The organism is Hornefia porci, from assembly GCF_001940235.1.
GTDB classification, from domain to species: Bacteria; Bacillota; Clostridia; order Peptostreptococcales; family Anaerovoracaceae; genus Aminicella; species Aminicella porci.
In genome coordinates, this window is record NZ_MJIE01000001.1 from 2,046,832 (window position 1) to 2,068,659 (window position 21,828).

Genomic DNA, 21,828 nt, shown 5'->3' on the forward strand with positions numbered 1-21,828 from the left:
AAAAGACAACGAAATGGAATTAAAATGGAATACCACGGTTGACAAATGGAATCAACCGTGGTATTCTTATGGAAAGAAATGGTAAGAGGAACAAAGGAAGAAAGGAACAAAGATGTTAAAGATTCAGGAACTGAAGGCGCTGAAACGCGAGAAGGGTTATACGAATGAAATGCTTGCGGAGCTTTCGGGTGTTCCGCTGGGTACTGTTCAGAAGGTGCTGGGCGGAACAACCAAAGCCCCGCGCCGGGAAACACTGATGAAGCTGGAACACGCGCTGACATCGGCCGGTTCCGCTTTGCTCCGGGAGAGTCCTTTTGCATATGACGCCGGGGCAGAAGGGAAACAGGGAAACTATACATTAGAGGATTATTATAATATGCCGGATGAACGTCGGGTCGAGCTTATTGATGGAGTGATTTACGATATGACGGCGCCGTCAACAGTTCATCAGTTCGTTACAGGAGCGGTTTTTAATCAGATATTCAATGTGTTCATGGAGCATGACGGAAACTGTCTTCCGATTCTTTCACCGATTGATGTGCAGCTCGACGGTGATGAACAGACGGATGAACGGGAAATGAGGAAACAGACGGTTGTACAGCCGGATCTGATTATACTCTGCGACCCGCGGAAAAACGCAGGCGGGAGGATCTGCGGAGCACCGGATTTCGTCATGGAGGTCGTTTCTCCCGGGAGTCGCCGAAGGGACATGGTGATTAAACTGAATAAATATATGAATGCCGGCGTCAGAGAATACTGGATAGCCGACCCGTGTGAGGAACGTGTTATCGTGTATGATTTCAGCGGAGAGGATTTTCCGCGTTACTACACCTTTGACGATTCGGTTCCCGTGATGATTTCGGGAGGAGAGCTTTGCGTTGATTTTCATCGAATAAAGGAGAAAAAGGACCGTTTCTTCCCTTCTGAATAACTTCTGCCCGTGAGTTACTGTGATGCGCGCCCCACGGCGCAGTCAGCCGGCCTTTGTCCGCCGGTCGGCCGGTGAGTGATTCGTCTGATTATGCTCATTCGGCTGTATGATTCCGCAAGGGAGGCATCAAAAAAACTGCGGAGCGCCGACAAACCATATAGGCCCGCCGTGCTCCGCAGCTCCCGTTAACCGGCTGCAGGCCGGAAAATGCTTTCAAATGAGGGCTATTTCACGAACACCTTGGGCAGTCTCTGACCGAACGCACAGGTGATCTCGTAGTTGATGGTTCCCGTCGCGTCTGCGATATCGTCTGCGGAGATGGTGTTGACGCCGTCGGTTCCCATGACGATAACCTCGTCGCCTACCTTGACGCCCGGAACATCGGTAACGTCAACCATGAACTGGTCCATACAGATGTTGCCGGCAACGTTGCAGATCTGTCCGTTGACGATGACTCTGGCCTTAGCCGAGTAAGGACGCGGGTAGCCGTCAGCATACCCCAGACCGACTGTCGCGATGGCGGAAGGACGGTTCGCGATGAATTTCCGCCCGTATCCGCAGGAGAAGCCCGGCGGGACATACTTCAGATGAACGATATTGGCCTTTACCTGCATGACGGGTTTGAGACTCAGCTGGTTCTTGTCCACCTCGTGGGAGGGGTACTGGCCGTACAGAATGATTCCCGGGCGGCATCCGTCGAACAGAACCGTCGGAAGCTCCATGATGGAAGCGCTGTTTGCCAGCGTCCGGAAAGGAAGGGGAATTCCTGCCTGTGTTACGGCGTCGTAGAACCGGTTGTACCTTGCCTCCTGCTCATGGGAGAAGGTTTTGTCGAAGGCGTCTGCCGTAGCCATATGGGAGAACATTCCCAGGATGCGGATGTTCGGGAGCACCGCGATGCGACGGATGTCCTCGATGGCATAGTTGAGGTCGTCTGCCAGATAACCGATGCGGCCCATACCGGTATCGACGGCAATCAGGCAGTCGATGGTCTTGCCCCGCGCGGCTGCCGCGTCGCTGATGGCGCGGGCGTTTCTGGAATCATCCACGACAGGGATGATGTCGTACTGCGCCAGAATATCGACATACATATCCGGCGTCAGGCCCAGACAGATGATGCGCTCTGTGGCTCCGGCCTCTCTCAGCGTGATTGCCTCCTGAAGAGTTGCGATAGCGAAGGTTTTGACACCGTTTTCGCGAAGAACCTCAGCACACTGAATGGCGCCATGACCGTAAGCGTCCGCCTTGATGACCCCGATAAATTCTCTGTCGTTTCCCATCTTGGCGCGAATCTGCTTTACATTGTAGTCGAAGTTACTCAGATTGATTTCGGCCCATGCGGGTCTGATTGCTTCTTTATACATATGCTGTACCTTCTTTCGTATAACAAATAATAATTGAGACTAGATCAGCGGCTTGCGGAGAATGATGTCTTCGCGGGCCGGGCCATTGGAGACCATGGTAATCGGGAAGCCGAGCTGACGCTCGATTTCATTCACGTACTCCCGGCATTCCGCCGGCAGTTCTTCAAAGGTCCGGATGCCTGTGATGTCAGACTTCCAGCCCTTCATCATTTTATAGATAGGCTTGCATTGTCCGAGGTCGGTGACGTGCGGGAAATCCTGAATTTTCCTTCCGTCGATCTCGTAGCCGATGCAGAGCGGGATCTCGTCCAGATAGCCGAGGGGATCCACGACCGTCAGGGCAACGTCGGTGGCGCCCTGAATCATACAGCCGTACCGGGAGGCGACGCAGTCATACCAGCCGACTCTCCGCGGGCGGCCTGTGGTCGCACCGTATTCACCGCCGTCTCCGCCGCGTCTGCGCAGCTCCTCGGCTTCTTCGCCGAAGATTTCAGTCACAAAGTCTCCGCCGCCGACGCTGGAGGAATAGGCTTTTGTGACAGCGACAATCTGACGGATCTCATAAGGCGGAATGCCGGCTCCCGCGCCGCCGTAGCCGGCGATGGGGTTTGAAGAGGTGACCATCGGATAGATTCCGTGGTCGATGTCCTTCATGGTTCCGAGCTGGCCTTCCAGGAGAATTGTTTTGTTGTCGCGGATAGCCTGATTCAGGAATGCGGCGGCGCTCCCCACATAGGGACGGATCTTCTCCCGCAGATCCAAAATCTTCTCGTACACCTCCTCCGGAACCAGAGCAGGCTTGTGATAGAGGCTGGTGAACAGGGCATTCTTGATGGTGCACACGTTGTTCACCCGCTCTTTCAGCGGTTCCTCAGGCATGAAGAGCTCGTTGACCTGAAAGCCGATCTTGGCGTATTTGTCGGAATAGCAAGGTGCGATTCCGGACTTGGTGGAGCCGTATGCGTGACCGGCCAGACGCTCTTCCTCGTACCCGTCCTGCAGGATGTGATAGGGCATGACAACGTGCGCCCGGTCGGAAACCAGAATGTCCGGCTGCGGAACGCCCTTCGAGACGATGTCCTTCACTTCATTGACGAATTTATCGATATCCAGCGCGACGCCGTTTCCGAGAACGCAGGTGGTGTTCTCGTTGAAGACGCCGGACGGCATCATGTGAAGAGAGAATTTTCCATATTTGTTCTTGATCGTGTGACCGGCGTTGGCGCCGCCCTGGAACCGGACGACTATATCCGCCTCCTGTGCCAGGACATCGGTGATTTTGCCCTTGCCTTCGTCACCCCAGTTTGCTCCTACGATTGCTTTGACCATAAAACGTTTCCTCCTGTCAAAGATCCTCAGAAATGAGGATGCTATACATTGATTTCCGCCTCGACGCCCAGTACGTCTCTGTTGGCGGACAGAACAGGCTTTATGACCCCGTCAAGAAACTCGAGTGTCTGCTCCGCAGACCTTCCAATGTAATTCTCTGGCTTCATAACCTTCTGTAAAGCCTCTTTGCTTATGTGGAAGGCGGGATCGGCCGCGATGCGATCCAGAAGATCGTTGGGCTTTCCCTCCTCCTTGACTGTTTTTCCGGCCTCCATCGAGAGCTCGCGAATGCGTTCGTGGAGCTCCTGCCGGTCGCCGCCGGCCTTGACGGCGTCCATCAGAATGTTCTCCGTCGCCATGAACGGGAGCTCTGCCGTCAGGTGCGCCTCGATGACCTTCGGATAAACCACGAGACCCTCGGAGATGTTGATGTACAGCTCGAGAATGCTGTCCGTGGCGAGGAACGCCTCGGAAACGCTGATTCTCTTGTTGGCGGAATCGTCCAGCGTCCGTTCAAACCACTGGGTCGCCGCCGTCAGCTGCGGATTCATGGCGTCGCTGATCACGTAGTTCGCCAGGGACGCCATGCGCTCTGAGCGCATGGGGTTCCGCTTATATGCCATGGCAGAGGAGCCGATCTGATGCTTTTCAAAGGGCTCTTCGACCTCCTTCATATGCTGCAGCAGACGGATGTCGTTACTGAATTTATGCGCGGACTGCGCGATGCCGGCCAGCACGTTCAATACGCGGCTGTCCACCTTCCGGGAGTAGGTCTGCCCGGAAACCGGGTAGCACGCCTCGAATCCCATTTTGTCCGCGATTTTCTGGTCCAGCGCCTTGCATTTCTCGTGGTCGCCGCCGAAAAGCTCCAGAAAGGAAGCCTGTGTTCCCGTCGTTCCCTTGGAACCCAGCAGCCGGACGGTGCTGAGAACATAATCCAGATCGCCCAGATCCATAACCAGGTCGTTCAGCCACAGTGTCGCTCGCTTGCCCACGGTGGTGGGCTGGGCGGCCTGATAGTGCGTATAGGCCAGACAGGGCTGCGAACGATATTTTTCCGCAAAATCGGCCAGGTGGTCGATGGCGTTTATCAGCTTGGCGCGGATCAGCTTCAGCGCTTCTGTCATGATGATCAGGTCAGTGTTGTCGCCGACGTAGCAGGATGTCGCGCCGAGGTGAATGATTCCCTTCGCCTTAGGGCACTGTACTCCGTATGCGTAGACGTGAGACATGACGTCGTGCCGTACTTCCTTCTCCCTTGCTTTGGCAACATCATAATTGATGTCGTCCTTGTGGGCGATGAGTTCGTCGATCTGTTCCTGGGTGATGTCCAGGCCCAGCTCCTTCTCCGCCTCCGCCAGAGCGATCCACAGCCTGCGCCAGGTACGGAACTTCATCTCCGGCGAAAAAAGGTACTTCATTTCCGCACTCGGATACCGTTCCGAAAGTGGACTTGTATAGCCAGTATAATCTGCCATTCATTTTCCTCCTGTACATACAGTTTAATCCATTTTTGATTATAGCATCTGAACCATGCATTTTCAACCCCGATTAGGCAATGGAGTCGCGGGAAAGTGGCATGAAATGAGTGCTTCGGACCGATTCGGCGGAGCTGAGCGATAAGAAAACGACCATGCCGGAGTATTTCTGCTCTGACATGATCGCCGTTTTCTTTGTATAATGCCCGGAAATGCCTTTGTTCATGCCCGCGGCACACCCGCGCCCGTCCGCGTCCGTCTTTGCTGCGGCTCGCGATCCGTTCACATGACCTTTGCTGCCGCCTCTAGAACGATGTTTTACTGGTGTATTTCCAGATGCCCATTTTCTCCGCGTTCTTAATCAGGTCCTCGCGGAAATCGGGGTGGGCGATGTTAATCAGCGCTTCTGCCCGCTCCCAGGTGGACTTGCCCTTCAGGTCGGCGGCGCCGTATTCGGTGACAATGTAATGCGTGGCCATACGCGGCGTGGTGACGATGGAGCCCGGCTTCAGCATCGGAGCGATGAGGGATTCCACGGTGCCGTCCGGCAGTGCCCGCGTCGAGGGGGTACAAATGAAACTTTTGCCGCCTTCCGACTGGAAGGCGCCCATCACGAAGTCCAGCTGTCCGCCGGTGCCGGAGATCTGCTGGTGCCCTACGGATTCGGAACATACCTGTCCGTACAGATCGACCTGAATGCAGCTGTTTACTGATACGAAATTCTTAATGCTGGAAATTATGTGCACATTATTTACATAGTTTACCGGCGCATTGCAGCAGATCGGGTTGTTGTCGATGAAATCGTACAGCCTCTGCGTACCGCCGGCAAAGGTATAGAGGGCCTTGCCTTTGTCTACGTTTTTGTTCCCGGTGAGCTTGCCTGCTTCGAAGAGATCCACGTAGGCGTCAACGAACATCTCTGTGTGCGCGTTGATGTTGCGGATGTCTGACTGTGCCAGCATCTTTCCGATGGTGGAGGGCAGAGCGCCGATTCCCAGCTGCAGTGTACTGTGGGACTTGATGCGTTCGACGACGTGGGAGGCGATCATCCGGTCGATTTTGCTCCCCGGCTTGTCCGGCATCTGGGCCAGAGGCGTGTTGGAGCCTTCCACCACATAGTCGATGCCGTACAGGTTCAGCTGAGTCTGGTGCCCCAGCGCGATGGGCATGTTTTCGTTGACCTCGACGATGATCTTCTTGGCGGCCTTGATTACGCCCCACATGTCCGCGACCTGGGGACCCAGGTTGAAGTTCCCGTGCTTGTCCATGGGCGCCACCTGAAACATGGCGATGTCGATGCCCGACGGATTGTTGATCCAGTATTTCGGCAGCTCGGAAAACAGCATGGGGATATACCAGCAGCGTCCGTTTTTGGACATCAGCCGGTCGAATCCGCTGAAATGCGCCGACGCGAATTTCACCTGATCGTTGGAGGAAGTCGCCTCGTAAAGGGCGAAGGGCTTCTCCCGGATGGATACGGTACTGATCACCTCTACGCCGTGAAGCTCGTCCGCACGCTTGGCCAGCGCCTCGTCGATGTCCACAACCGCGCCGCAGCCCAGTCCGTAGTGGATCCGATCACCGGGGCGCACCATCGCAGCCGCTTCATCTGCCGTGATCAGTTTTTTCTTATATTCTTCCGCTAAAGTCGAAACCTTGTACATTCAGGCCTTCCTTTCTTCTTCTGTGGCGGCGTGCCGTCTGCGCCGGGCTCGTGCTTTGTACAAAAATCGCCGTACCCCGGCAGCGTGTCCTTCCGGCCCGCCGGCCGCTTGTTAACTTTCTAACAATCCAATTGTACTACATTGGCGGAAGGTTAGCAACCTGTTTATTCAAAAATATCCGGCTTAATCGCGCATCATTGACGGAGCCCCTGCCGAGCCGCCGGATGAGCTCGCGACCGCGCCGCCGGATGAAGCTCCGAAGGTTTCGCTGTTCAGTTCGCGGAGTTCTCTGGCCAGCCGCATTCCGGTTTCTGTGCCTGAGAAGGTGTGGGAGCCCAGTCTGCGAACGGGCATGGCCCCCATCAGTGAATTGGTCAGAAACATTTCCTCGCATGCGGCGGCGTCCTCCGGCCGGAGGATTTCTTCACGGATTTCGCACCGCTCCATGAGAACCTCCCGGGCGATGCCGGGCAGCAGACCGCAGGAGACAGGCGGCGTGACGATGCTCCCGTCCCGCACAAAAAACACATTGGACACCGCGCCCTCTGTAATTTCGCCGCGGGTGTTCAAAAAGACGGGCTCATCGACGCCCCGCGCGGCGGCTCGTCTTTTTTCGAGGATGCAGTCTCCGTAGTTCAGAGTTTTGCGGAAGACCAGCGGAGAGGTTTCGTTCCTGTGCACAGAGGAGTATGCGGCGACAAAAGCTGATTCGGCTGTCTGCCGGTCGTAGGGGTTCGGCCGAATCGTCGTCAGTATATTTTGTTCTGAAATCGTAAGCTTCAGCGCATAACGCCCATGCCGCAGCCGCGGCTCCTCCAGCGCCGTTCCCAGGGCTTTGCCGATTTCTCCGCCTGTCCGGGCGATTCCCAGAAAGATCAGCGCCTCCGCCAGCCGCCGCAGGTGCCGGTCTGCCCAGACGGGCTTTCCGTACTCGACCGCAATAGTTTCAAATGCTCCCAGCCCGAAGAAATATCCTTCGTCTTCTTTTATCATTCTGATCCCTCCCGCGCAAAGCCATCGGCGGTATCGCCGCCGAGGCCGTCGGATAGTCCGCGAGCGCCGGCCTGCCCACGAGCGCCGTCGCCCGGCCACAAAGCCTCCCGCATTGCCTTTGCCTTCTGCAGGGTTTCTTCGTACTCCGCCTCCGGGTCGGATTCGCAGGTGATGCCTCCGCCGACGCCCAGATGCCACTGGTTCCCGCGGCATATCCCGGTCCGGATCATGATGTTAAAGTCGCAGTTCCCGTCCAGCGAAAAGTACCCAAGTGTACCGGTATACAGATTTCGTCGCTCCAGTTCCAGCTCATCGATGATTTCCATGGCCCGGATTTTCGGTGCTCCGGTTATGGAACCGCCGGGGAAAAGGCTGTGAAGAAGCTCCGGAACATCAATATCCTGCCGCCGCCTTCCGATGACCGTGCTCACCAGGTGAAAGACAGTGGAATAATCTTCGATGACAAAATGCTCCGGAACCTGTACGCTGCCGGCTTCGCAGATGTGATTCAGGTCGTTGCGCTCCAGGTCTACGATCATCAGGAGCTCGCTGCGATCTTTGGCTGAGTGCCGCAGTTCTTCGCGGAGCATGGAGTCTTCCTGCTCCGTGCTCCCGCGTTTCCGGGTACCCTTGATGGGCCGTGTTTCGACCCGGCTCCCGCGAATCCGCACAAAACGCTCGGGAGAGGCGCAGACTACCTGAAAATCCACGCCCTGCAGGAATCCGCCGAAGGGGGTCGGGTGGTGTGTGCGGAGGTAGCGGTATACTTCATAGGGCTCCCGGCTGCTGCTGAGCCGGAGCTGCTGCGTCATGTTGGCGATATAGATGTCGCCGGCTCTGATGTATTCAATCAGTCGGCGAATCGCCTCCTTATAGGAAGCCTTTGTGAAAGCGGAGCTGAAGGGAGCAAGCCCTTTGTGCGCGGGGGAGCAGGAACAAAACATGGTTCGCGCAGTTCTGCCCGATACTTTGTGAGCCTGGCCCCGAAGTCCTCCGCTTCCTCGCGCATCGTCAGATACAACGCGCGTTCCTCCCGGTCCTCGATAATCAAAACATCATAAAATGCGAAAAAAGCGTCCGGAACCTGTACCGTTCGGGGGTGGCGGCTGCAAATGTTTTCGAACTTCCGGCAGAAATCGTAAGAGAAATAACCGAAAGCGCCGGCGATCAGAGGCAGGTGCGTCGGGTTGTCTTCGCGGTGCTCCTCCAGCCGCCGCGACAGACGCTGCTCAAGCGGCTCCGGGCAGGCCGCCCCGTTTTCCGTGCAGCGCCCTTCTGTCTCCGTCAGAATCAGGTACGGCTCCAGCGCGATGACGGAATATCGTTCGTATTGCCGGGAGGACGAGCCGCAGCGACCTGCAACCGGCGTCGAAGGCGCCTGCGAAGAGCCGGCGAACTGCGCCGAATTGCGGCAACCCGCGACCGGCGTCGAAGGCGCCTGCGAAAAACCGGCGAACTGCGCCGAACTGCAGCGACCCGCGACCGGCGTCGAAGAATCCAGGAAAATCGCAAAAGGTTCCTGGTGATACCGCTCGAAAATCTCTGCTGCGGGCCGGTAAAAGTCGAGTTTTTCTACGTGTGTTGTCATGATCTGATTTCCTCCTTTTCGGCGCCGGAGGCTTTTCCGGCATTGTCTGCGATGGCTGCCTGCGCGTATTTTCCGGAGGCTTTTCGGCCGGATATTTCTCTGCTGATCTGAATAAAGTTGTAGAGCAGCTCGTGGCCATACTCGGTCAGCACAGCCTCCGGATGAAACTGAACCCCGAAAATGGGCAATTCCTTGTGATGGAATCCCATGATGACGCCGTCTCCGGTGCGCGCGTCGACCTCCAGCTCATTCGGCAGATTTTGTTCGCTGACCACCAGCGAATGGTACCGTGTCACCCGATAGAAGGCCGGGAGCCCGCGGAACAGACCCTGCCGGCTGTTGTGGATGAGGCTGATTTTTCCGTGCATGGGGCGCTGCCCGCGCTGAACGGCGGCTCCGAAAACGCGGCCGATAATCTGGTGGCCAAGGCAGACGCCGAGAATCGGAATCTGGCCGGCCATTCGACGAACTAGCTCCTGACTGAGCGGGCAGTCGTCCGGCCCCTTCGGTCCCGGGGAAATAACGATGCCCTCCAGTGCTCCGGACCGTGCAAGTGCTTCTATCTGCACAAGATCAGCGTCGCCGCTCCGGACTATCTCTACTTCCGCGCCGCATTCCCGCATGTAGCACACGAGATTGTATACAAAGGAATCATAGTGGTCAATCATAAGATACATAACAGCAGATACTTCCTTTCTGATTTTCTTAAGGTCTCAGTTTTCCGGCAGACGTCCTGCTTCTTGACTTCGGGCTCCCGGCTCCCGGGGTTTTGAATTTCCTGCCAATGCGCTGCCCTTCATGCCGACCGTGCCGGCACGCCGCATGCCGGAAGGCTGCGGCATAAAATAAGAAAACTGTCAGGGAAAGATTCTGTTAGAATCTTTTCCTGGCAGTTTTCCGCTTCGTGGACACACCATCGCAATTAATATAACATGGCGGAGCAGGTTTTGTCTAATGTTTTTTAGGCGGGGGTTTACAAAGCGCGGTGCAACATGTTGCGAAGGTTGCGAAGCACGGTGCGAAGTTTAAAAATGATGCGGTGGCGGCTCTTTTAACTGGACTGCCGCGAAGCCGGAGTACAATCGCGGATGTCATATCGTAAATTGACGATTACAAAGCCGCTTAAAAGGACATTGGTTGGAAAATCTGCCACAAAACGCAAAAAAAATCAAAAATGTGGCAGAAAAGTGTACTGTACGTTTAAAAATTGTCTTTCCTGAGGGGGGATCAGCCGATGACAGGGTCGACAAAGGTCGGTAGAAGTCGGTAAAAGTCGATTTTTGGTATGTAAATGTATGTAGATACTGAAATCGGAATAATATTGCATGTAATTCTGCCACATTTCTCGAAAAAAATCAAAAATGTGGCAACTCTGAGTGCCGTCTAACTCGTCTGTCCGATTTGCCCCTTTATCTCCGCCCGTTCCGCCTTTCTCATCTGCCCGATTTATCCCGTCCGCCGCATCTGTTCCATTATCCCCGTGCGACTCGTCGGCCCGAGCCGGCCAGCCGGGCTTAAAATCTCCTGACTATAGTTTTCATCAGTATTCGTTGCCGTTCTTCGACATTCAGCGGCGTTCCTTCAGCCGCTATTCGTTGCCGTTCTTCGACATTCGGCGGCGTTCCTTCTTTCGTTATTTGGTAGCATTCCTCCACCCACCATTTGACCGCATCTTTTCATGCACTACCGAAATTTTTCTGTACTCTTCTCGACCTTGCAGGCATTCTGTGGATGTGCGCAGACATTCCGTGGATATCGATTGACAGACTATAATCTGAATGATAATATTGACTATAGTCAAGAGTGTGCTGGATGCATTTTGTGAAATCCAAAAAAGATACAAAAATAAAAGAAATATCGTTTTGGTACTCGATTTAAGGTCATTGGTTCCGAAACTATTGATAGACCGTATAGACTTGGGTAAAATATAGCAATTCAGGAACCGTATTACCTGAAATTCCGCAAACTCTTGGAGAATGAGTTCCTTGGAATTTGCCTTTCCGGAGGCGTTCGGAGCGGCTGGCTTCGCCGATGCTTCGAGTACCGGTTTCTTGCAGCGCGTCGCCAACCCTTGCGACCCTCGTCGTTCGTCGGGAGCCGTCGCCGGTCCCTTCCGAACCTGCTGCATTTTCAGGAGTTCAGGAGTTATTAAGTTAGTGCCTGTTCATTAAGTCCCCGTCGGACTTAATGAGCGCTGACGGCAGTTTGTCAGCAGCGCCGCGGCGCACCATCCTATGGAAGGGTGCGCAGGCTACCGAACATGCTCTTTGTATTATTGAGATTTCAAGCATATTCGGTAGCTGAGTACGCATTAAGTTATTGTGAAGTTACAGTGTATTATGATTTTGAGAGAGAGGCATCTATGAGTATGAAATTTCATTTCGTCCGGATGACAGACGGGCGGGGCAGAAAATGGGTCTGCAGCGCGGTGATTGTGCTTGCGGTGATTTTGTGCTTCGCAATGCTGAATGTCACTCCGGCACACGCGTTATCGGACTCCACCGCTATTGTGCTGGATACAAATGGCGGTACAGGCGGAGGCACAGTAAAGGTAACGGATAAGAAAAAAGTGGCGGCGCCGCTGCCCACCGCACAGCAGAACGGATACGTCTTCAACGGCTGGTGGACCAAAAGCGGCTCGAGCTGGGGCAGCATTCTGAAGGTGGGAGACAGTGAACCCGCATCAAGCACTACCTACTACGCTCGCTGGACGGAGATCAGCGAGACGACTTCCAAGACCGCAACCTATTTTTACGGAAAGGCGACGGACGACAGCGCCGGGAGCGTGACCTACAATTACGGCGAGATCGGCACGGCGAACAAAGGCTTTACCTATAACTACGGGACCATCGGCACAGTCCCCGCGACTGCGAGCAGCGGTACATATAACTACGGAACGATTGAGAACTACGCTTCCACGAAGAGTTCCTGGGGGTTGACCTATAACTACAGCGTCATTAAAAACAACAGCGGGAATGTAAAGAGTAACTACGAAATCATCGAAAACAGCAGCGGAACCGTGGATACCAACTACGGAACCGTGAAGAACAACACCGGCACCGTCAAAACCACAGAAGAGAACTCCGTAACATACAACGACGGCGGAACCGTTGAATCTGCTGAGGAAGGCGTTATTTACAATTACAGCGGCACAGTAAAGCAGTACTGGGCGAGCGGCAGCCCGAAGGTGTATAACTTTGCGGGCGGAACTTTTGTATACAACAGTAGCAGCGGCGGCGCCACCATCTACGACTTGGGCGGCACAACCTCCGGAAAGCCGGGACGCTATGACAAAACAATCTCCTGCTACAAGGTGGAGCTGGGCAGTGGCCTGGTGAAGAGTGTCGGCGGAGATTTCATCGAGGCGAAGGACGGGAGTGTGTACCTGCCGCAGGGCGGCAAGGGAACGCTGACTCCGGCGGATGGCGTGGACAAGCTGTACATGACCGGAGGCAACCTGACTGAGAACGGAGACGGAACCTATACAGTTTCCAACGTCAAGAGGGATGCTGCCATCAGCGATGTTCCCACATATTCCATCAGCTACGATCTGGACGGCGGGGTGCTGGCGGACGGTGACAGCAATCCGATTGCCTACACATCGAAGGACACGATCACGCTGAAGAATCCGCAGGACAAGAAAAACAGCGAATACACCGATTACCTGTTCGCAGGCTGGATCGGGACCGGACTGGACACTCCCGCGATGGAAGTCACCATTCCGGCGGGCAGTACGGGAAATCGCAGCTATAAAGCCACCTGGAAACCTAACCCCGACCTGATCAATGTAACATTTAAATTCGATGTGGACTCCAGGGGAGTTGTGAAGAAATACGACAAGAGCAAGGCCGGAACCGCCTTCGGAAGCTTACTGAGCGACCCCGCGCTGGACAGTTACGTCGCCAGAACCGGATATGATTTCACAGGCTGGTACACCGAGGAAAAGAGCGGAGAGAAGATCGACAGCGACACGGCGAGACCTTCCGAGGACACCACCTACTACGCCCGCTGGCAGATCCGTACCGTGACCATCAGACTGGACGGCAACGGCGGCACAGACGGCGGCACCTTCACAGGGAAATACAAAGAAACCATTGGAGTGCTCCCGATGAGCACCCGCAGCGGCTACATATTCAACGGCTGGTGGATCAAGGATAAAGACGGAAATTGGGACGGCGTGCTGAGCGCGCGCGATGGCTTCCCGGCACAGGATACCACCTACTACGCCCGCTGGACGAAAAAAACCGCAGAGAACACCACGACCTTCATCAACGGAGTTTCAGGATTTGACGGCTTCTTCACCGCGACTGATGAGAACAGAGGAAACGTCTCCGAGAATTATGGAGAAATCGGCTTGGTGACGGAGGGCGGAACCGTCGGAAAGAACTACGGATATATCGGCATTTACAAAGGCAGGTCCATTTCCGACAACTACGGTCTCATCGGCAACAACAAAGGAAAACTCAACTATAATTATAATCTGCTGAAGGAGAACAGCGGAGAACTCGATTACAACGAAGGTCTGCTGGAACTGAATACCGGCATTCTTCACAGCAATCGCGCAGGCGTTGAGACCAACAAAGGATCCATCGACTACAGCTACGGCGTTCTCAAGGTTAACGATGAGACCGGTACCGTGGCGACCAACTACGGAGAAATCCGGTTCAACGCCGGAACCGTGGACAGAAACTACGGAAAAGTGAACAATTTCGGCGGCACCGTCAAAGATAACAGAAGCGGCGCGGAGGTCACCGACTTCTATAAGGTGGTTCCGGGCTCCAGAGTGAAGAAGATTACCTATGAGAAGGGCTTCACCGATTTCCAGAACGTGGGATGGCTGGAGAAGGAGAAGGGAACCGGCGTCATCCGGGTGCAGCTGACCGACGACGCGCTGGACGAGGCCTTTGTCGTCAAGGCAGACGGCTGCGACATTCAGAAAAATGAGGATGGCAGCTATACCCTGAGCAAGGTGTCCGGGAACGTGACGATCAGCGCCGAGCCGACTGTCTATGCAATTACCTATGACCTGGGCGGCGGCGAAGCGGAGAACAAAGCGACGTACACCTATGACGACGAAGCGTTCACGCTGAACAATCCAGTCCGCAGAGGCTTCGAGTTTACCGGATGGAGCGGAACCGGCCTGCAGGGCGAGAACAATATGAAGGTCACCGTGCCGAAGAACAGCTACGGCAGCCGCAGCTATAAAGCGCACTGGAAGAAGATCACCTATACGATTACTTATGACCTGGCGGGAGGCAGCGTGAAGACTGCGAACCCCGGCAGCTACGATGTGGAAACCGCGGCGTTCTCACTGCAGAATCCGGAGAGAGAAGGCTATGTGTTCACCGGCTGGACCGGCACAGGTCTGACCGGAAATACCAGAACCGTCACAGTGGCGACAGGAACCACCGGCAACCTCGCCTTCAAGGCGACCTGGAAGAGACCGGTTCTGCTGCTGACGGTGAAAGCCGGCGGCAAGAAGGCTCAGAAACTGACTTGGAACAAAGTCAGCGCCCATCATTATGAAGTGTACGGGACTTTGTGCAGCAAAGACAATTTCAAAAAACTCGCTTCTGTGAAGGGTACGTCCAGAACATTCCGGAAGCTCCGGGGGAAGGACGCGTACAAATATTACGTCGTCGCTGTGGATTCACAGGGAAAACGCATCGCGAAGTCGGCAGCACAGCACAGCATTACCGGTAATGACAGCGGCAGAAAGACAAATGCGAAGTCTGTCAGCGTCAGGGTCGGAAAGACGACGCTGCGTACAGGTCAGACGACTAAACTGAAGGTTTCCGTCAAAGCGGCGCGGAAGGGCAGAGCGCTTCTGTGGAAGGGCCACACCTCCCAGTACCGGTATGTGGTTACCGATGCGGAATACCCGTACAGCACTTCCAAAGCAGTGAAGGTTACCGCAGGCGGAACGGTCAAAGCAGTGTCGAAGGGGCAGGCCAGAATTTTCGTGATGGCGGCCAACGGCGTGCGGGCCAGCGTGGTCATCACCGTGAAGTGATAAGAGACTGACGCGGATACGGCGAATTTACCGAAAACGGCAGTCGATATAAATCATATATGAGCGGCGGCGTGCAGAAAACTGCGTGTCGCCGCTCTTCAGGTGTGCGTTTATGCGGCTTTCCGGACGCCCTATATCCGTTCACCCGGTCTGGTACAGAATCGCTCCCGAACATGCATAGTACTTCTAAGGAGACGGAAAATCGCTCCCCAATATGCTTTATGGGCATTCTCAAGTTCCGGTCAACTCTTTTCGGGTATACAAAGAGTACAAGTTGGGTTTTTGTTCCGGCTTTATTGACAGTCAAAGTTGACTGGTCTAAAATAGAAATCTGTAAGGTTGTATTATAATTAAAGTAACCAGAACGCATCCGGCCGCTTTAAGGGACCGGGATTTTAAGTTGGATTAGGAGAGAGACAATGTTTGACATGAAGCAGAACCCGCGAAAAAAACGCTGGTCAAGACGTCTTTTCTGGGTATTATCACTTACGCTTATCATTTCTATGATTCCTGTAACTCCCGCTATGGCGACGGACACCGATGCCGCAGCCTCCGGGAACTCGACAGCAGTTACACAGTCGGATGGGAGCGGAACCTCCGGTTCCTCCGATAACAGTGCAGCATCGTCTGATACGGAAAAGGACAGCACGTCCGCATCTTCATCTGATACAAAGAAAAAGAGTGCGGCTGCGCCGCGAAGAGCACCGGCCGCAACAACTGTGACAGTGACGTATAAAGAAAACGGGGGAAAGTTTACCTCCGGATTTTCGAGCACTGTTTCTGCCGGCGCGGGCAGCACTGTTACGTTGCCGACATCGAGTAATGTTTCGTTGGCAAAAACGCGTCTCGCCGGCTGGTCCACGAATCCGTGGGCTAAGACTCCGACTTATGAGCCGGGGGCAACTTACACGGTGCCTTCGTCGGACGTGAAACTGTATGCGGTCTGGCAGAAAACATATACTCTGGCGCCGAATCTTGAACATATGTCAGGATATTATATGGTAGTCGATCCTGCCGGAACGGTGCAGTCGGAAGGTAAACTGGAAGGTCCGACACAGGTTACTGTAACGGTATCTGCGAATGTCAAAGAGTGTTTTGTTAACGTATTTGTCAAACCGGATGCGAATTATCTGATTACCCGTCTGGATACTGCAGATGTGAACAACTTCATCTATCCTCTGGGCGGCGACTATCTGGGGCGCCCCGGCAGCTATGTGAAAGAGACGGACGTTGAGCGGATGCTGGACGAAGGCTATGTCGCCACCTTCGGCTGGGGCTCCGGATATAACAGCGATGGAGCAACTCTTTCTGTAAATGCGACGGCATTTCAGCCCACTCCGAATGCGAGTATTACGCCGGACAAAACCCAGAACCTCAACGAGGGAGATGCGATTACGCTGACGGTCACGCTGAAGGCCGGCGATATTCTCAACCAGTACTCGGCGGCGCTGGGCGGAACCCCTGTCGTCCATATCGGTACAGGCAGTGGTGATAGCGTTGCTGACTTGCCTTTGTCCAATGTGACCGCCTCTGACAACGACACCTATACCGGTACAGTGCAGTATACCCTGACGGCAGATGACATCGCCAGGGATAAGCTGAGTGCACAGGTAGAGGCGACATTTAATTACAGCTATAAATTTCCATACAAAGGTGCGAATGGAACGTCAGCGACTCTCGATACGACGGCTACCATCGATTCGCAGAGTGAAACTGTTACTATCAACGGATACAGCACCCCTCATAAAGTGAGTTATTCCTACACCTATATCGGAGGCGTAACGCCGCCGGATACGTTCCCGGCCTGTCCTACGGATTCGGCGACCTATTCCAAGGGAAGCACGGTCAACATCGCTGCGTCGCCGGCCAAGGGCGACACCGTCAGAGATGATGCGAACGGCGGAACCTGGGAATTCCTCGGCTGGTTCCTCTACGACAGCGAAACAAGCGGAACTGCCACTATGGGAGACGATAATCTGACCTTTGAGGGGAGATGGCAGTTCAATGCGGATCCCGATTCCCTCACCTATGACGCGAACACCAACGGAGAAGCCTATGAGGGCGAGACGGAACCGTCGAAAGGCTTCGTCGGCAATCTGGTGGTCGTGGCGAAGAATGCCTTCAGCCGCATCGGATACAAGTTTCTGCACTGGAACACACAGGCCGACGGAAAGGGTACGAGCTATCTGGCCGATGTCGACCGTTACAAGCTGACGCCGGGCACGGATATTCTCTACGCCCAGTGGGAGAAGGCGCGCCACGTGACCTATGCTTTGTCGTACAAAGGTGCGGACGGAATCGATACTTCCGCATATCCGGCAGCGATTACGACAGTCCCGCAGGATGCGAAGGACTACTATATGAATGATTCTGTCACGGTTTCCACAGATCCGGCGCAGCGCACAGTCGATGACCCGGACAATCACGGGACCTGGACGTTTGAAGGCTGGATGAACGGAACGCTGGCGGCCGGCGAGAAGCTGACGATGGGAATCGACAATATTCAGCTGACCGGAACCTGGACATTCACGCCGTATGATACTTTGACCTACGACGGCAACGGCGCAGACAGCGGCTCAGTCGCCACAACAGAAGCGGCTTCCGGAACAGATGTTACTGTTGCTGAAAACGGCTTTAACCGCAGCGGATATCGTTTCATCGGCTGGAACACCAAAGCCGGCGGGAACGGCGGCGAATACAAGGCCGGCGACAGCTACACCCTGAAAGCCGGAACGGACGATGTTCTGTACGCCCAGTGGGAGAAGGCCCGCAGCGTGAGTTACAAACTGGCCTACAGCGGGGCGGACAAGCTGGACGCAGACAAATATCCGGCAGCAGTGAAGAAGGCGCCGGAAGACACGAAGGAATACTACAAGGGTGACGCAGTCACAGTTTCCACAGACCCGGCAGACCGGACAATTGACGATCCGGACAACCACGGAACGTGGACCTTCGGCGGCTGGCAGACCGGCGGAAAAGACGCCGGCAAGACCGTCACCGTGGATGCGGAAGACATTACGCTGACCGGCACCTGGACATTTACGCCGTATGATACTTTGACCTACGACGGCAACGGTGCAGACAGCGGCAAGGTCGCCGGAGCGGAAGCGCCCTCCGGAAAGGACGTCACCGTAGAGAAGAACGGATTTACCCGCAGCGGATATCGTTTCACCGGCTGGAACACGGCAAAGGACGGAAGCGGAGACGTTTACAAGGCCGGCGACAGCTATACTCTGAAAGCCGGAACAGATGATGTTCTGTACGCCCAGTGGGAGAAGGCCCGCAGCGTGAGCTACAAGCTGACCTACAGCGGGGCGGACAAGCTGGACGCAGACAAATATCCGGCAGCAGTAAAGAAGGCGCCGGAAGACACGAAGGAATACTACAAGGGTGACACAGTCACAGTTTCCACAGACCCGGCAGACCGGACGATTGACGATCCGGACAACCGCGGAACGTGGACCTTCGGCGGCTGGCAGACCGGCGGAAAGGACGCCGGCAAGACCGTCACCGTGGATGCGGAAGACATTACGCTGACCGGAACCTGGACCTTTACGCCGTATGATACTTTGACCTACGACGGCAACGGTGCGGACAGCGGCTCAGTCGCCACAGCGGAAGCACCCTCCGGAAAGGACGTCACCGTAGAGAAGAACGGATTCAGCAGAGACGGTTACCGCTTCACCGGCTGGAACACGGCGAAAGACGGAAGCGGAGACGTTTACAAGGCCGGCGACAGCTACACTCTGAAAGCAAGCGCGGACGATGTTCTGTACGCCCAGTGGGAGAAAAACAAGACGCACAAGAAGGGCGGCGCTGACAGGCATTCCAGCGGAGGAAATCCGGATACAGGAGATGTCACCGGGCTGTACGGATATGTGCTGCTGCTTGTGACCTGCGCGGCCGCGGGGATTGTTCTCCTCCTGATCCGGCGCAGAAGGAACGCTGACCGGGCGGAATAGACCGGCGGCATGCTGCGAACGACAGACAACAACAGATACTGTTACCGCGGAGTAACAATCGACCGGAAGGGTAACGTTACCGGACGGTAACACTCTTCACCATCAACAAAAAGCCTTGGGGCAAACAAAGCGAAGGACGTTGGAATTCCAACGTCCTTTTGCTATGGGAAAATTCTGAAGACTATGGCACGGATATCGCAATAGATATCGGTGCTATTTTTTATCACCCCCGATTCAGAATGGAGGAAATGAATGAAAGTCAATGATAAGTATCTGAATTTCTATTATGAGACGATGGGCGAAATCGACGAGCCGGTCATCGACCCGAAGAAGACGGCCCTGCTGCTGGTGGATCTGCAGAATGAATTTGTTCTCCGCGACTTCGGTGAAGCACTGGAGTATAAAGCGGCGGGCGAATGGGACCGCTGGATTCCTTTTCACGACAGGCTGGACAACATCGTCGTTCCGAACAACAAAAAACTGCTGGACTTCTTCCGTGCGAACAAGATGGCGGTGACCTACGGACGAATCGCCTGTCTGCGGGAGGACGGCGAGGATCGTTCGCCTGTGCAGAAGTCAGAGGGCTGGAACAATATGCTGATGCCGGTGGACAGCTATTCCGCCCAGATGATCGATGAGCTCGCGCCGATGAAGAACGAGATTGTGGTCAACAAAACAACGGACAGTGTATGCAACGGGACCAACTATCTGACGCTGCTCCGGTTCATGGGAATCGAGACCGTTGTGGTCACCGGAATCGTGACGGATCAGTGCGTTGCCTGCACCGTCCGGGATCTGGCGGACGCCGGGTTGAAGGTAATCTGTGTAGAAGACGCCTGTGCGGCGGGAAGCATGGAGCTTCATGATGCGGAGCTGAAAATCATGAATGTGATTTACTGCAATGTGATGAGCACAGACGATACGATTCAGTTAATCAGCAGAAATCTGCAGTAGGAGAAATCTGCAGTAGAGGAGGACACTATGGAAAAGAAGATGAATCAGACTGGGCTCTGTAAAAAGCTGACGCTGTCTGATTCTGACTCGGACATGACAGGAGGGATTTTTCATGAGTGAAGTTGCGGTAAAAGCGGTAAAAGAAGATACTACCCTGAAGAAGGGGATGAGCTTCTGGCAGATCTGGGCGTTCGGCGTAGGATCTGTGGTCGGAGACGGATTATTTATTTATCTGGGACAGGGCGTTCAGACGGGAGGCCCGGTGGCGATTCTCGCTGTCGCGTTTGCGGGATTCATGCAGATGGCAATCATGCTGGCAATGGGAGAGCTGGCAGTCGGAATGCCTTCAGCCGGTGCGATGACATTCTGGTGCTCCAAATATCTGAACCGGTTTTGTGGTCTGTTCGCCGGAATGACCTTTTCAGTAAGCTGGATTGTGTTCGGCGGTTCGACGAGCATCGCACTCGGGACGATTATGGCGTACTGGGCGCCGATTGGCGGACAGGCCTTCGCGACTCTGTTCTGGGCTGTGATCTGGTGGTCGGTGTTCGCTGTTCTCAATATCGCCGGAGTTTCCATCGCGAGTAACGTTCAGCTGTTCCTGGTGGTCGTGCTCGTCGGAATTATGGCCGTATTCGGAATCGCAGGCGTGGTGCACGGACTGAATATGGATAATTTCACGCCTTTCGCCCCCTTCGGGTTTAAGGGTTTCGCGAACACGATTCCGATTGCGTGCTTTGCCTTTATGGGAGCAGCCACCATCTGCACCTGCGGAAATGAATGCAGGGATCCGAGGGATCTCGGCAAGTCTCTGTTCTGGGCGTCTCTGACCTTCATCATCGTATACTGTCTTGCGATGGTCGTCGTCATCGGTGCGGTGAACTGGAAAGACCAGTCTCTGGACGTCTCTTTGTTCACTCTCGCGGCGAAGACGCTGTGGGGACCTGTCGGAGGAACCATCCTGAATATTGCCGCGTGGATCGCGGCGGCCACCTGCCTGATCAGCGGATCGCTGTATACTCCGTCGAGAGTGTTCTTCGGAATGGCGGAGGTCGGTTATATGCCGAAGGTGTTTGCGAAGGTCAACAGCCGGACGAGGACTCCGGTAAGAGGGCTTGTGATTATCTGGGCGTGTGGTATGATATTAATCCTGGCAGGTGCAAAGTGGGGTGCGAGCCTCGTTTACACCACCCTCGTCAATCAGGGAGTGGTCGCCTGGACGCTGGGCTGGATCCTGGCCATCATCGCCGGCATCAAATACCGCAGGAAGCTGCGGACGCAGGGCGTAAAAGACATCAAGGCTCATATAGGGTGGAAACAGCCGCTCTATCCTGTGACGCCGATTATCGCGCTGGCGTCATCCGTGTATCTTTTGTATCTGTGCCTGAACGGAGTAGTCGCAATCGTCGGCATGTGCATCTGGCTTGCGGCCTTCTGCCTCTACTACTGGCGCATAAAGACAAAGGTCAGGGCGGGAGAACTTTCGGAAGACGTATATTTCTGATATGAGCTGTGTCTGCCCGTTAAGCCCTGTCGGATTTAACGGGCGCTG

13 protein-coding genes are annotated in these 21,828 nt (G+C 54.8%); 5 read left to right on the plus strand and 8 right to left on the minus strand.

What is annotated here, in order from left to right:
• Window positions 1-112: 112 nt before the first annotated feature.
• Entirely contained in the window at window positions 113-931 is an 819-nt protein-coding gene (locus BHK98_RS09590) for a Uma2 family endonuclease (protein WP_075713751.1), read from the plus strand.
• A 224-nt stretch (window positions 932-1,155) separates the two neighbouring features.
• Here the strand turns inward: BHK98_RS09590 and alr are convergent, their stop codons facing one another.
• From alr to BHK98_RS09635, 8 genes are all read right to left on the minus strand, one after another.
• Entirely contained in the window at window positions 1,156-2,295 is a 1,140-nt protein-coding gene (alr, locus tag BHK98_RS09595) for an alanine racemase (RefSeq protein ID WP_075713753.1), read from the minus strand.
• Window positions 2,296-2,334: 39 nt separating this feature from the next.
• Window positions 2,335-3,624 carry an adenylosuccinate synthase gene (locus BHK98_RS09600; RefSeq protein WP_075713755.1) on the minus strand — a complete coding sequence of 430 codons (1,290 nt, stop codon included), beginning with the start codon at window positions 3,622-3,624 and terminating at the stop codon, window positions 2,335-2,337.
• A gap of 41 nt (window positions 3,625-3,665) precedes the next feature.
• Complete coding sequence (gene purB, locus BHK98_RS09605; protein WP_075713757.1) at window positions 3,666-5,102, minus strand: adenylosuccinate lyase; 1,437 nt, start codon at window positions 5,100-5,102, stop codon at window positions 3,666-3,668.
• 305 nt (window positions 5,103-5,407) lie between these two features.
• Entirely contained in the window at window positions 5,408-6,766 is a 1,359-nt protein-coding gene (locus tag BHK98_RS09615) for an acetyl-CoA hydrolase/transferase family protein (RefSeq protein ID WP_075713761.1), read from the minus strand.
• Between the two features lie 183 nt (window positions 6,767-6,949).
• A complete protein-coding gene (locus BHK98_RS09620; protein WP_075713763.1) occupies window positions 6,950-7,759 on the minus strand; it encodes an aminotransferase class IV in 810 nt (269 codons plus the stop codon).
• Window positions 7,756-8,703, minus strand: coding sequence for an aminodeoxychorismate synthase component I (pabB, locus tag BHK98_RS09625; protein WP_075713765.1), 948 nt, complete (start codon window positions 8,701-8,703; stop codon window positions 7,756-7,758). The genes BHK98_RS09620 and pabB overlap by 4 nt, the downstream gene beginning before the upstream one ends.
• Entirely contained in the window at window positions 8,610-9,347 is a 738-nt protein-coding gene (locus BHK98_RS09630; RefSeq protein WP_075713767.1) for a hypothetical protein, read from the minus strand. The genes pabB and BHK98_RS09630 overlap by 94 nt, the downstream gene beginning before the upstream one ends.
• On the minus strand, window positions 9,344-10,024 hold the full coding sequence (locus tag BHK98_RS09635; protein WP_075713769.1) for an anthranilate synthase component II: 681 nt from the start codon (window positions 10,022-10,024) through the stop codon (window positions 9,344-9,346). Before BHK98_RS09635 ends, BHK98_RS09630 begins: the two co-directional genes overlap by 4 nt.
• 1,685 nt (window positions 10,025-11,709) lie before the next feature.
• Between BHK98_RS09635 and BHK98_RS09645 the strand changes: the two genes are divergently transcribed.
• From BHK98_RS09645 to BHK98_RS09660, 4 genes are all read left to right on the plus strand, one after another.
• Window positions 11,710-15,360: an InlB B-repeat-containing protein gene (locus tag BHK98_RS09645; RefSeq protein WP_075713773.1), complete on the plus strand. Its 3,651-nt coding sequence runs from the start codon at window positions 11,710-11,712 to the stop codon at window positions 15,358-15,360.
• A gap of 419 nt (window positions 15,361-15,779) precedes the next feature.
• Window positions 15,780-19,322, plus strand: coding sequence for an InlB B-repeat-containing protein (locus tag BHK98_RS09650; protein ID WP_075713775.1), 3,543 nt, complete (start codon window positions 15,780-15,782; stop codon window positions 19,320-19,322).
• Window positions 19,323-19,574: 252 nt separating this feature from the next.
• Window positions 19,575-20,276: a cysteine hydrolase family protein gene (locus BHK98_RS09655; RefSeq protein WP_075713777.1), complete on the plus strand. Its 702-nt coding sequence runs from the start codon at window positions 19,575-19,577 to the stop codon at window positions 20,274-20,276.
• 112 nt (window positions 20,277-20,388) lie between these two features.
• Entirely contained in the window at window positions 20,389-21,780 is a 1,392-nt protein-coding gene (locus BHK98_RS09660) for an APC family permease (RefSeq protein WP_075713779.1), read from the plus strand.
• The last annotated feature ends 48 nt before the right edge of the window (window positions 21,781-21,828 follow it).